Source organism: Methanococcoides seepicolus (assembly GCF_023684405.1).
GTDB classification, from domain to species: domain Archaea; phylum Halobacteriota; class Methanosarcinia; order Methanosarcinales; family Methanosarcinaceae; genus Methanococcoides; species Methanococcoides seepicolus.
On the sequence record NZ_JAGSOI010000033.1, the window covers coordinates 15,578 to 30,013 of the forward strand.

The following is a 14,436-nucleotide window of genomic DNA, read 5'->3' on the forward strand; positions in this document are numbered from 1 at the left end:
GCCCTTACAAATGTAATCCAATATAAACATATCTTTTCGAGTTATTTATATTATTTAAATGGATAATACAATAAGGATTTTTCAGTTAACAGCTTTCATTTTAAGGATGCTAACAAGACACTAATACCAAAATGCCATCAGAAAAAGTTCTGCGACCTTCACTAATACATTTAAAATAATAATTTAAGGTGTCGAATAATGTTAAATTCCCTCTTACCGCAGAGTATCATAGAGAAAATTGGATAAGATAATTAACAAAATACAAATTTTTATATGTACAACTTAACCACATGAGGATTCAATTGTAAAGATTAACACAATACATTAAAGGTTAAAATTAAATGCTTGTTAGTAAAATATATAAGTATTAAAAGTACTGAGATGCATGCTATTATGTGACATAGATATTATGCCAATCTACAAAACCTTACTGAAAAATTCAAGACTCAACTTAAAAAAACGTACATGCATAATAAAAACGGTATCATGTGACGCAATTTTTAACATCAAAAATATGGAATGATCAGAATGAGAAACAATAGCAAAGCAATATCCATAGGTCTATTTGTACTAATTACAATCTTTGCATCCTGCACACCAGTAGTTGCATCCGACTGGAGTACTTTCCTTAAAGATAATTCCAACACCGGAATCACAGCAGATGAAGCTCCAATTACTGCTCCAGAGATTTCAGTGACCTGGGCTACAAAAGTAGGTTATGCCAACACTGCACCAATGATAGTCGGCAACACGATCTATGTTGCAAGCAAACAAAATGTCTTAGCAATTGATAAGGTCACTGGAGATATCATCTGGCAGTCCGATATGCATAACCTGGATATCATTGGAAATCCGACCTATGGGAACAATAAGATATTCGTACCTACATCCACTGGTTACCTTTTCACTTTTAATGCTACAACGGGAGCAGAACTATGGGACATATCCGTTGGGAACACGAGATACCTTCTTTCACCTATAAAATATGAAGATAACAGGATATACTTTGCAGATAGTACAGACTGGGGTGGATCTAATGGTACATTCTATTGCTATGATGAAAATGGAAACCAGATCTGGACATATACATCCACATCTTCTGGCAATATTGGATACTACTTTGCAGGTGCAGCTTTAATAGACGACTATATAGTATTCGGCAATTCAAATGGGAATCTGACTTCCCTTTACACGATCAACGGTACCACTGTTGATGAGATGGATATTAAAACGATCTGGGGAGATTATGATGCATGTTTCATGCGTTCGTCCATAAGCTATAGTGAAGATAACGGAAGGCTTTACTTTACTTCCACAGAATCGGGCATGACAGCCACAAAAGGTTATTGCTTCGCAGTTGGTTTTGATCCGAGCACGGGAACTTTCAATACCTCTGATAAAGCAAGAGCCTATATCGGTGCTACAACTTCAACACCTGTAATTTTCAATAACAGGGTTTATGTTGGAAATGCAACCACATGGGGCTCAGCAACGGGAACCGTGTTCTGCCTTGATGGAACAAATCTCTCGAAGATATGGACATTCACTCCGGAAGGAGATGCTAAATTCCAATCATCAGCTGCGATCTCAACAAGATATGTTGATACTGATGGAAGCGTTTACATATACTTTACAAGCAATACCGCAGATGGAAGCCTCTACTGCTTGAAAGATTACGAGGGGAATACAAATCCGATCCATAGATATACCTATGTGCCTTCTTCCACAATGCAACAATTTACACTCGGAAGTCCAATTATATCCGATGGAAGGGTATATTATACCAACAATGAAGTTACAGGAAATGGTGGATACCTGTTCTCCCTTGCAACAGCAGAATCTTTAGATCCAGACACCTTAGACTGGAACCCATGGAATGATCCTGATTCAGAAGGATTGCCTGATGGGACATACATCACTTTAACAGAGGTAATTGATGCATACAACTGTTTCAGGAACGGAACACCTGCACCTGAAACCGGAGCTTCTATCAACCTTACAAAAGTAATCGATATGTACAACGCATTCAGAAACGGAACTCCAATGTGATAGTGCTGGAAAATACATATGTAAGGATCAGCAACTGCTGGTCTTACCTTTTTTATTTTTGACTCGTTTTGAAAATACTCATCTTAGAGACGAAGATGAGTGATATTATAACAAATGCATAATTTGTTGAAACTTTCAGACCTGAGGTAATAGGATAATTTTGATTTGAACCGGGATCTGTAGAAAGTAATTGATCTATCACACCCAGAAACCCATTAACATGTGATTATTAATACTACTATGTGTGTTTAAATCATAACCTATTAATACTAATTAAAATAATTTAAGTTATCCAATTAGCAAATATACTGTTAACCAAAAGCTAAAATGAACAACTAATAACAGATGGCAAAAAATAAGAGATACAGATGCAAAGTTTCGGTAGTACTTGGACCTGATCATAAAGAATAGAGTTTGAAAATGACATCTTGAAACAGTGCTTAAATTTAGGAAGGCTGTTTTACTTTGACGAAAACTGTGTAACAAATGCGTTCAAAGTTAGTAGACGAAGGCAGTAATTTACACAATCTCCTAAGTTCTAAAGCTGAAACCTTAATTCTCGAAACAGTATTTTCTGCCAGCTGAGGAACGGTTAAAATATGATTGAAATATTTAAAAAATTTAGCAAACTATTTTGTTTTGGAATAGCCATAGCTATTCTGATAATGACTGCAAGCACAGCAGTAGCAGAAAATCCGGAAATGTATTTAGTAATAGAAGACGGTGCTGGAGATGGTAGCGGAGATTCAGACTCCGAGATCGTTAATGTGTACATGGGTAACACGGCAGAAGATCTTTATATTGATATTGAAATGGAAAATGGACCTTATACTAGTGCGTATATGAACCTTAAACCCGAATTCGATCTTGATATGAATTCTTCTACAGGTAAGACGGATTGGTCCTATACGTTTGGTGCTGACTATTGGGGTTCATTTGCTTTTATGAATGGGTTTATGCGTCTGATTGAAGGACCCATTGACGATGGATACATAGAAATTCCTTATAAAACTGAAGGATCCACATACAAGGTCATAATACCATTTTCTGAATTGGAAAATAAGAAATGTTTTGGTTTTAAAGTTGACTGTAGTTCCCCAACTGGTGGAGACTATACCCAAATTATTACCTATCGTGACCCAACTTCATGGAACCAGTTCCTAAATAGTCCACAACATACAGGATCCTCACTTCGTAGTGCTCCAGATACGAACAACATCCTCTGGTCAGCCAAGCCTCTAGACGCAAATCAGTCAATAATATCAGGCTCATCAACAGCTGTTGCAGAGGGAAAGGTCTTTGCAAATTGTGTTGGAGAGATTGATATGTATGGAAACCCACTCGGCGAAACTGGAGCTCTTGTTGCTTTTGATAAAGATACAGGAGAAGAGATCTGGAATGCAACCATCGATGTTGCTGAATGGGGATCCTGGTCATCACCAGCTTATGATGATGGGAAAGTATTCACCTCAACCGGACAGGATACAACCTGCATCGATGCTGCCACCGGTAATATTCTGTGGAATTTCACAACCCCTACCGGAAGCGCATCATGTAATGGAGGACCTGCGATAGCAGAAGGTAAAGTGATCTGCAGTGACTGGGATGGAAACCACTACTATTGTCTTGATGAGAACACAGGTAACGAACTCTGGAACTATACTGTCAGCGGCAACGCTCAATCCACACCAGCGATATTTGATGGTAAGATAGTTCTGACAGGCTGGAATGAGGTATACTGTCTGGACATGGACGGAAACCTTTTGTGGAACATAACAAATCCATCGACCACCGGTAATCTTTGTGGAAGCCCTTCAATTTCTGATAGTAGCCACCCGACCACACGACTCACAAATTATACCTTGGGAGATTATGATTCCTATGGATATTCTATGGTCTACCTGACCACATATGATTTCTATGGAGATTCAAACCCTGCATTATTCGCATTGAATTTAACTGATGGTAGCCAGATATGGAATGCAACCATACAGAGGACAGACAATGCACCAACAATTGCTTATGGTAACCTGTATGTAAGCGGTGGTTGCTCTGGATTTTCTGAAAGCCAGACATATTGTTTCAATGCTACTAGCGGAGAACTTATCTGGAGTACAACTAAAGAAATGAACGGAATCGGGGACTGGACATGTTCACCTACCGTGGCTGATGGAAAGGTATTCATTGGAAAGCCATCCGGATCTTACATGGGACAGAACGGACTCGTTGCACTGGATGCATTTACAGGTGAGATGGTATGGGAATCTCCTAATGCAGGAGCAACTGCAGCCATTGCTGATGGAGTTGTCTACTCTATCGGAGGACCAGCCACAGACGTTACACTATATGCTTTTGGTGAAGTAGCAGGAGACTGGAACCCATGGAACAATGCTGATTCAGATGGACTACCCGATGGGACATACATCACTTTAACAGAGGTTATCGATGCATACAATTGTTTCAGGAACGGAACACCTGCACCTGAAACCGGAGCTTCTATCGACCTTACAAAAGTGATAGATCTCTATAACGCATTCAGAAATGGAACTCCAATGTGATAGTGCTGAAAAATACAGCTATGAAATAAAGGATAGTTATATGACTATCCTTATTTCCCATTTTTAAAATGTGGTGGCAAACAATGACAATAAAATTGAAAATATCTCATCTAAAGGCCTTGAGCTTCTGTGCCTTACTTCTACTTTCAACATTGTCAATGGTATCAGCAAACGGAGTAGGTGAAGATCCTGATGATTTCTGGACACAGTTCCAGCATAATGCATTGAAAACAGGTTTTACATACTCTTCTGCACCTTATTCGGACCCGGTAGTATTATGGAGAGGAACTACTAATCCACCACAATCCGCCGTCAGTGTCAGCCCGGTGATAACGGATGAAATGGCATACATACTCATATCAGGAGGAAATGTATGTGCTTACAATAAGACCAGCGGTGACCTTGTCTGGAGTTCAGAAACAAAGGACGGATCACTTCAAACATCGATCCCGGCCTATGGAAACGGAAAGGTCATTGTTGCTGTGAACGATCTTTACAACAACGGTTACCTGTTCGCTTTTAATGCCTCTAACGGTGACGAACTCTGGAACGTTTCAGTAACAGAAGGGAATTTTGCATGTCCTGTGACATATTTCGACCATCGCATATATGTTGCAGATGGGCTTAAGGGTGGAATTTCCACAAAATATTATTACTGTTATGATGACGAAGGAAACTTGCTCTGGAAACATGTAAACAATGATACTGCAGGCTTCCTCTGGTGTGGTGCTTCCATTGTGGAAGATTACATGATCTATCCAACCCATGAAGGAAAGCTTGTTAGCCTTTACAGGACTAACGGAACATTTGTCGATGAAGTGGATATTACAACAGACCTTTCATTCTCCAGATCCGATCTGGGAAGGATAAGAGCATCGGTTTCTTACAATGACGGATATATATACACTACTTCAGAAGATACATACACAGAAGGTTATATCTGGAAAGTTGGATTCGACCCTGTAAATGGCGTTTTCATCGATGATGGATGGGGCATCAGGCGAGGTTTCAGCACATCAACCCCGGTAGTACACGATGGAAAGGTCTATGTGGGTCAGGGAGAGCACGGATATACAGGCGACCTCACATGTCTTAACGCATCGGATGGGAGCCTATTGTGGTCATACCCCACAGATGCAGGAGTAAAATGTTCACCTGTAATATCAATACAGGAAAATGAAACCTACATATACTTCACAGGAGCAAAGACTAACAGTAGCCTCTATTGTGTAGATCAGGACGGCCAGCTTGCATGGCAGTACAATCCACCTGATGACTATGGATATATCCTGCAGGGAGCTGCCATATCTGACGGGAAGGTCTTTTTTGGAACAGATGGAGGATATCTTTATTGTCTTGAAGAAGCTCCACACGAAGCACCGATGCCGGATTTTACTGCAGATCCCACATCAGGATATGACACACTTTCTGTTGATCTCACCGATCATTCAACGAACTATCCGACCACATGGAGCTGGGACATGGATGATGACGGTATCATTGACCACACTGATCAAAACCCGACACATTACTATGATGCTCCCGGCGTTTATACCGTGACCCTCAACGTTAGTAATGTCTACGGTAACAATATCCTCTCAAAAACTGACTACATTGCTGTGGAAGCGGATTGGAACCCATGGAACGATCCTGATTCAGAAGGACTGCCAGATGGGACATACATAACTTTAACAGAGGTTATCGATGCATACAACTGTTTCAGGAACGGAACACCTGCGCCGGAAACCGGAGCTACTATCGACCTAACAAACGTGATCGATATGTATAATGCCTTCCGCCATGGAAATCCGATGTAAGGAATGGCAACAATTGAATTAGGGAATGGTTATTCGATTATTCCCTTTTTTTTGGCTCTGCTGCTGCGACGCCAACTATCATTGCACTGAGGAGTGCAACTACAGCTATACTTATTATAATTTCTGTTTTCATTGATTTTACCTCTTGCAAAGATATCCGGAATGAAGAATAACAGCTACTAAACAAATTGTAACAATTTGTTATACTCTAGATCTAGCAATTATTTTAGTATCATTCAAAATTCTCTTTTGCAAAAAGGTGAATTATTTTACCACATATACCAGTATCCATATAGATATTATTTAATAGCTTAAAAGATAAGATGGTTATAACGGGTAATTTATTGAAACTATCAAATAGAATTTTCTGGCAAAAAGAAGTAAAAAATGGGCAAAAGAAAAGACATTCTTTTTGAAAAAGGCTCAAACCGGTCAAGCTTGGGTTTAAAATTTGGTTTAGTAAACCGTTCATCATTTTTTAGCTGGATTTTATTATCAGGATGAGCAGGTTCATCTATATAAATTTTTGCCATAGCAAATATAAAATAAACAGACTCGCATTTAAATTTTAATATGAATATATATGTAGTATATATGAGGTTATCTTTAATACTAACATAAATTATGTTCATCAATAACTTTAAGTATATAAAAAGCTAGCAATTAAAACCTACAATGGAAAGGGGTTGTAATAAAATCTTTCGATAATATTTGGTATTTTAGCATTATAGTTAAAATTAATTTCACATTATATTAAAAAATCTGAGACATAGGAGGCTATTATCAATGAACAAAAGGATGAAAAGAATAATAATTCCAATCGTTTTTTTGAGTTTAGTATTGCTCATTTCGCCAGCCATGGCAGAAGAAACAACATCTGATTCCTGGCATCAGTTCCACAAGGATGCTGCACACACAGGAATTACAACTGCTGATGCACCGGACAACAATCATATTTTGTGGGTGAGTCCCGGAATTGAAGCTATCGGTGCATCATCTCCCGTAATAGCAGATAATTTGGTTTTTGTTAATTGCGATGTTCAAAGCTTAGGGACGACCAATTTGATTGCTCTTGACGTGAACACAGGTGAGGTTGTTTGGAGTGAAGTGATCGGCGATCGCGCGTGGGAATCATGGGCATCTCCTGCATACAATGACGGCAGGGTCTTCGCGTCAATGGGAGAATTTGTCACCTGTTTTGATGCAGTTACACATGAAAAGTTATGGGAAGAGGTGAACCCTACCGGTGAATCATCCTGTAATGGAGGACCCACAATTGCAGATGGAAAAGTATTTTTCGAGGATTGGCAGGGTGGTTATTATTACGCACGTAACGAAACGACAGGTGAACTCCTTGGAAGTTTCCAGGTATTCCAATCAGGACGTCAGGGACCACGAGCACAAGGGTCGCCTACCTATTATGATGGTAAGCTCTACCTTACAAGTGTCAGCTACCAATATCACAATGAAAGTGGTGCACTTCGTGAAGGCTATCTGTACTGCGTGGATGCAAATGACCTGAGCAATGAGATCTGGAGATTTGATTTTGAAAACGGACTTTGGGGTACTGCATCTGTTGAAAATGGAATCGTGTATGTTGCTACATATGATTTCTATAATGGCAAGGGTGGAGACATTTATGCTCTTGATGCAAATACAGGCAAGGTACTCTGGAACAATGAAAATGTAATAAAGTCCACAGATTGTACAATAACCCCTGCGTATGGTAATGTCTACGTTACGGGTGGGTATATGAGTAAACAGACGACCTACTGTTTCAACGGTACCACCGGTGAATTGGTATGGGAAACTGACCCCGATCTTGCCATTGGTTCCTGGACCAATTCAGCTGCAGTTGCAGACGGTAAGGTCTATGCAGGCAAAGATGTCGGAACCGGCGGCATGCGCTTTGGATATGAAAACCTCTTTGCTCTGGATGCATACACCGGCGAGATCGTCTGGAAGGGAGAACACGGAGGTGCTTCCCCTGCAATATCTGATGGCAAGGTTTTCACCATAGATGATGATGGCAAGGTGTACTGTTATGGCGGAGGTGTCGATACTGTTGATCTTAATGTACTGAATCTCGCATCTACATCTTTCTATAATTTTGAAAACACTGTCACTGCTACGGTAGCAAATGACGGTTCCTCTTATGCAGGTGATGTTACTGTTTCTCTGCTTATCGATGGTTCGTTGATGGACAGTACTACCATTGGTATAGGTGGTGGGTTCAGTAAAAACATCGATTTCTTGTGGACACCGGCCACGGAAGGAGATTACAATATTACTGTGACTGCGGAAACCACAAGTACCGATATGGATAATTCAAACAACCAGAGATCTCAGTCACTCAATGTCATTGATGCTGATGCGGATCTTGTACCGCTTCCCTTCTTTAAACGTGTTTACACCGAACAAGAATATAAGATACCTGCAGTGATAGAAAATCGTGGTTACAAGGCTTCAAACCCGTGTACGGTCCGGGTGGAGAAGGTTAACATGCCCACGGAAGACATTGTTATTCCATCAATTGAGCCGGGTGAAAGCCTGACAATTAACTTTACTGAATATGTGGGTAGGGGTAATAACATAATGAATGTTACAGTTGATATCTACAACGAAACACCTGAAGTAAAAGGTCTTTCCGGCGGGGAATCAAACAATGCACTAATTTGTGAGGGACCTAATACGAATGGAATTGTGTTCGGGGTTTCACCTACCGTAATACCCTCTCCCGGAATCGGTGACTGGGAACAGTTCCAACAGGATGCGTTGAACAATGGAGTAAACGCAAATTATGGTCCATCTGATGATACACCGGACCTTATATGGAAAAAGGACGATTTTAATGGTCCTGTAGACGTGGTACCTATCATTGCAAATGATAAAGTATACATCTATTCTTCCAGTGGATCACTATGCTGCTATGGGAAAGATAATGGTGATCTTCTATGGATAAGTCAGACCGAAGAAGGGTTATTGCAGACTTCAACTCCTGCTTACGGAGGGGGAAATGTGTTCGTGGCCACTCGTGGAGGCGATCTGTATGCGTTTAATGCAGATACCGGTGAGAAGAAGTGGAAACGACATGTTTCTGACGAGTTTTTTGAAAATCCTGTGACATTCCACGATCACAGAATATATATTGCGGACGGACTGGGACCAGCTGCCGGTACAAAGTACGTGTATTGTTATGATGACCTGGGCAATCCGATCTGGAAACATGCTCATTATGATAGCGCAGGTTTCATCTGGGCCGGTGCTGCCGTGATAGGGGACTATGTTACCTATCCTGTACAGGAAGGTACTCTTGTAAGTCTTTACACAGCAAACGGAACAGTAGCAGATGAAGTAGACCTAAGCAGTGATGTCGGGTTTGCTGTGAGTTCTCCCGGAAGGTTCAGAGGTTCCGTGGTCTATAATGATGGATACATCTATTGTACCTCAGAAAAGGGTAACGATGAAGGTTACCTCTGGAAGGTTGGATTTGATAATACCACAGGCACTTTCATCGATAATGGATGGAGTAGCATGGTTGGTTTTAGCACATCCACACCGGTAATTTACGATGATAAGGTGTATGTGGGTACTGGTGAACACGGGGACGCAGGTGCTTTTGTCTGTGTAAATGACATTGACGGCCAGCAGATCTGGGCGTTTGAAACGAATGGAGGCGTAAAATCCTCTCCTGTCCTCTCAACTTTCTATCCGGAAACCCCATACATCTACTTTACAGCAGCAACAGTGAATGGTTCATTGTTCTGTATCAACACAAATGGCAAGCTCATCTGGGAGTATAATCCTCCCTCTGATGATAAATATGTGCTTCAGGGCGTTGCGTTGTCTGACGGTAAAGTGTACTATGGCACTGATGCAGGTTATCTTTACTGCATCGGAGGCGACTGGAACTGCTGGAATGATATTCCTTCAGCAGACGGCCAGATGATCTCACTCAATGAGATCCAGAATACCATTCTTTACTGGAAGTACAACACTCCAAGCCCGGGCACAGGGCACGTGATAACTCTTCAGGATATTCAGAATATGATCCTGTATTGGAAATATAATGCGCCCTTGTAATGCTGCATTGTGATAAAGATCCGGATTTTTTCGGATCTCACAATGTTTTGCAAAATGAATAAAAACAAAAAAAATATTGGAGAATTAAGTAATGAGATCAATGAAAATAATTGGGTTGCTTTTGATAGTATCTCTATTGTCAATTACAGTTCTTGCAGCTCCTGCACTTGGTGCAGACGAGATCACTGCGATCAGATCATTTGACACAAGCACTATCGCAAGTGGAGAAACGGTTAGAGTAACCGTAGACATAACAACTTCGACATTAGTTGACGCCCCGGCCCTGGAAGAGGATATACCAGCTGGATGGACCCTTACCGAGGTCGACAGTGCAGGTTGGACCAAAAATGAAGATTATTCCCAGTGGGTTGGTCCTATGGGTGGATTGCCAGCCGGTTCTGCCGTAACGATCGTGTATGACCTTACGCCAGCTTCAGGAGATATTGGTACTTACTCAGTAGCTGGAACTGTAAGTGGTGCATACGATGTTGTATCCAACCCACCATTAGGAACTCCTACTAGTTCCACAGTAGCCGGAGCGACAGATATTACTGTAGAATCCAGTAGCATTAACGTTTACGATGGAGACAGTCTTCCAGACGTTGTTGCTGCTGCACTAGATGGAGATACCATCTATCTGCACGCAGGAAGCTACGATTGTTACGATTATACTGCTGGTTCGTATTTAGATATTCACAAGTCACTTTCTCTTATAGGAGATGGACCTGGCGAGGTTTCACTTTATTATGTTAATGAAAACGAGATAAGCATCGATTCTGATGCATTTTCTTTCACACTAGAAGGTGTAACTTTATCGAATATGAGTATCGCTTCTCGTGTTAATAATGAAACCTACATAAACAACTGCGTACTTGATACAGTAGATACGGCTATCCGTATTTACGAGGATGATGGGACAGCGTATGTGGGTAATTGTGTAATGCCAGAGGTGGCTGTGAGTGGATCAGCTATTGTGGAGAACTGTAATATTTCAGGTAAATTAATGCTTTCTACTTCCTCTACAGGTATAATCCGAAACAATGAATTTGGTTATATGAGTGGGTCCATGGAGTTTGCACCCGGAGAGACTGTTATAATCGAGAATAATACAATTACAGGCCTTGGGACTGGTGGGAATGCTAGACCGTGCATGTTGAACTCCAACCTAGCTGGCATCATTTTCCGTAACAATTACATCACAAACGGCTGTGTACTTATCATACCCGGCAATGTTGAAGTAACTGGCAACACATTCATCGGAGGAGCACCCGCTATTTATAGAGAAAACGGCGCTACCAATACTATCTCTGGGAACACGTTTGATACATGTGCCGAAGCAATTCGGTTTGATGGCAGCTCCAGTTTGGGCGGAGGCCGCAGTAATATCTACCTCAACAATTTCATAAATGTTGATGTAATCTGTACGGACATCGATGTATTCGTAAACTCAGAATCCGACTGGCAATCACCAGATATGAATTATACTTATCAGGGTGTTCTATACAACGGACCTCTCGGTAACTACTACGACGACTATACAGCAGCACATGCCGGACAGGGTATTGGTGACACACCTGTTGTACACCCGGATCTTGGGAATGACAGCTACCCACTGATGGGTGAATGGGATGCGACAAATGGCAGGATTGAATTTATTGTGCCTGCAACAGATGAGATGGCTGCGGTCAGATCTTTTGACACAAATGATGTCATGGCAGGAGATACAGTTAGAGTTTCTGTAGAGATTACAACAGGTCCGGACAAAACTGTTGAGGATCTGGTTCTGGATGAAGATATCCTTGCTGGATGGACTATTGCCGAAGTCGACAGTGCCGGTTGGGTCTATAATGCAGCTCAAAATCAATGGCTTGGTCCTATAAATGGATTGCCGACCAATTCTACCGTAACAATTGTCTATAATCTAACATCAGACGCCGGTGCTGGCACAGCTATTTATCATCCAGTTACTGGAAAGCTATCTGGTAAAGTTGATATTGATCAGAACTCGCCATTAGGAACTTCTATCCGTTCCGCGGTAGTTGGACAAACCGATATTAGTTTGACACATGACAGCGTTGTCCACCTTTACGATGGTGATGACCTGGCAGCAACACTTGAAAATTCATTTACCGGCGACACAATCTACCTGCATGCAGGAAATTATTATCTGCAGTCAGATGAGTCTCGTATCTATCTGGATCATGGTCTCTCAATTATTGGTGACGGTGCTGATGTTGTTAATATTGCCGACAAAGAAATACGTTTTAACGAAGGAGACAATTTTACAATTGAAAATGTGACCATGTCGAGACTGTCGTTGTATGGGGATTTCCACTCTGATGTGGTCTTAAGGGATTGTGTCTTTACCAATCGTTTCTATGTGTATCGTTGTACAAATCTAGTCGTGAAGGATTGTGTATCTACCGATTATTCGTATGTGAAGGAGTGTACAAATGTTGTAATTGAGAATAATGACTTACAAAGTAAGGGGTACCTGCAAACCTTGACCAATGCTACAATCAAGGGCAATACATTTGCTGGTTTGCAGAATTCCATTGATGGTGAGAACTGTACGGTACAGGGCAATGCTTTCACGGATGCTACTTCTGGGTACAGTAAAGGTCTTGCTATAAAGGGTACCGGTATTGAGATACTGGACAATACGTTTGCAGGTGTATTGCGCATTAAGTCTCCTTGTGAGGCTTATGTAAATGGTAATACTTTTAGAGGTGCACCAGGTCTACGTTTGGAGTCGGAGGGTGTCAATGTAGTAATCACTGAGAACACATTTGATTCATGTAGTCCTACAATTGAGTTTAAGAATGATATATCTGGTTACCACATTTACCTCAATAATTTCATTGGCAACAGTGATATGGTTGATAAGGGTGTGGATCCCGGCAATGCAACATTCGAGTCACCCGCTATGGATTATACATTCCAGGGCGTTACATACAACGGACCTCTCGGTAACTACTACGACAACTATGCAGGAGCATATGCCGGAGAAGGTACCGGTGATACACCAGTTGTGCACACAGGGTTTGGTACTGACAACTACCCACTCATGGGCGCATGGGATGCAGCAACTAACACGATTGAATTTACCCCCTCCTTTGTCCCCGGAGATGCTTCTGTGATCGAGGGACAGGAAACCGAGATCCAGATCATGGCAAGCGTATTCCCTGCAGGCCTTTCCGGTTACAACCTGAGCGTTGTGATCGATGATCCGACCGTTGCTGAGATCGTGGATGTCGAGTACCCTGTATGGGCTTCGATCGTTGAGAACTCTTCTATGCCAGGAACTTCCATCTACCTGACGGCCCTTGACGGCAGCAGCCAGATAGAGGCAGGAGCCGAAGACGTTGTACTTGCAACTCTTACAGTCTCAGGAAAGGATCTTGGATTAACCGGTCTTACCCTTAGTGTTGAAGGACTGGACGATGACTCCGGTACTGCGATCGATACAACTCTCTCAACAGGAGCACTTGAAGTGACCATGACACCTGTTCGAGGTAAGACAGTCTCACCACAGGACCTTAACGGTGACGGGCGCTATGAAGACCTGAACGGAGACGGTCAGTTTGGCTTTGTGGATGTCGAGGTTTTCTTCAGCAATAAAGAGTGGATCGGGGCAAATATGCCTGTGGAGTGCTCTGACTTCAACGGTAACGGCAGGACCGACTTCGACGATATCGTGGACCTGTTTGAACTGGTCTGAAGAGAGGAAAGAACAAAAGAGAATTTGTAAAAAAGAAGGTCAGTGAAAGAAGAAATAGGGAAATGAATAAATGATCTTCAAATTTCCTTTGATCCCTTCTTTCATCCTTCTTTTATATTTTATTTCCATCAGAGAACGGACCTGAAGGTAGAATAAAACGTTATTTAAGGTGATACATTGAAAAATAGATATGGAATTATCGTATCGA

General features: G+C 41.5%; 6 protein-coding genes. 5 read left to right on the forward strand and 1 reads right to left on the reverse strand.

Annotated elements, in window-relative coordinates; all coding sequences use genetic code 11:
* Positions 1–528: 528 nt before the first annotated feature.
* The 3 genes from KDK67_RS08695 (at position 529) to KDK67_RS08705 (ending at position 6,424) form a co-directional block, all read left to right on the forward strand.
* A complete protein-coding gene (locus KDK67_RS08695; RefSeq protein ID WP_250868403.1) occupies positions 529–2,049 on the forward strand; it encodes an outer membrane protein assembly factor BamB family protein in 1,521 nt (506 codons plus the stop codon).
* A gap of 665 nt (positions 2,050–2,714) precedes the next feature.
* Entirely contained in the window at positions 2,715–4,607 is a 1,893-nt protein-coding gene (locus KDK67_RS08700; RefSeq protein WP_250868404.1) for an outer membrane protein assembly factor BamB family protein, read from the forward strand.
* 83 nt (positions 4,608–4,690) lie between these two features.
* Positions 4,691–6,424 carry an outer membrane protein assembly factor BamB family protein gene (locus tag KDK67_RS08705; RefSeq protein ID WP_250868405.1) on the forward strand — a complete coding sequence of 578 codons (1,734 nt, stop codon included), beginning with the start codon at positions 4,691–4,693 and terminating at the stop codon, positions 6,422–6,424.
* A gap of 353 nt (positions 6,425–6,777) precedes the next feature.
* Here KDK67_RS08705 and KDK67_RS08710 read toward each other — a convergent pair whose 3' ends face one another.
* Positions 6,778–6,957: a hypothetical protein gene (locus KDK67_RS08710; RefSeq protein ID WP_250868406.1), complete on the reverse strand. Its 180-nt coding sequence runs from the start codon at positions 6,955–6,957 to the stop codon at positions 6,778–6,780.
* 253 nt (positions 6,958–7,210) lie between these two features.
* Between KDK67_RS08710 and KDK67_RS08715 the strand changes: the two genes are divergently transcribed.
* Both KDK67_RS08715 and KDK67_RS08720 read left to right on the forward strand, forming a co-directional pair.
* A complete protein-coding gene (locus tag KDK67_RS08715; RefSeq protein WP_250868407.1) occupies positions 7,211–10,507 on the forward strand; it encodes an outer membrane protein assembly factor BamB family protein in 3,297 nt (1,098 codons plus the stop codon).
* A gap of 91 nt (positions 10,508–10,598) precedes the next feature.
* On the forward strand, positions 10,599–14,228 hold the full coding sequence (locus KDK67_RS08720) for a NosD domain-containing protein (protein WP_250868408.1): 3,630 nt from the start codon (positions 10,599–10,601) through the stop codon (positions 14,226–14,228).
* The last annotated feature ends 208 nt before the right edge of the window (positions 14,229–14,436 follow it).

Coding starts and splice junctions, on each gene's coding strand:
- KDK67_RS08720 (WP_250868408.1), top strand. CDS start 10,599: ATGAGATCAATGAAAATAATTGGGTTGCTTTTGATAGTATCTCTATTG.
- KDK67_RS08705 (WP_250868405.1), top strand. CDS start 4,691: ATGACAATAAAATTGAAAATATCTCATCTAAAGGCCTTGAGCTTCTGT.
- KDK67_RS08715 (WP_250868407.1), top strand. CDS start 7,211: ATGAACAAAAGGATGAAAAGAATAATAATTCCAATCGTTTTTTTGAGT.
- KDK67_RS08700 (WP_250868404.1), top strand. CDS start 2,715: ATGACTGCAAGCACAGCAGTAGCAGAAAATCCGGAAATGTATTTAGTA.
- KDK67_RS08710 (WP_250868406.1), bottom strand. CDS start 6,957: ATGGCAAAAATTTATATAGATGAACCTGCTCATCCTGATAATAAAATC.
- KDK67_RS08695 (WP_250868403.1), top strand. CDS start 529: ATGAGAAACAATAGCAAAGCAATATCCATAGGTCTATTTGTACTAATT.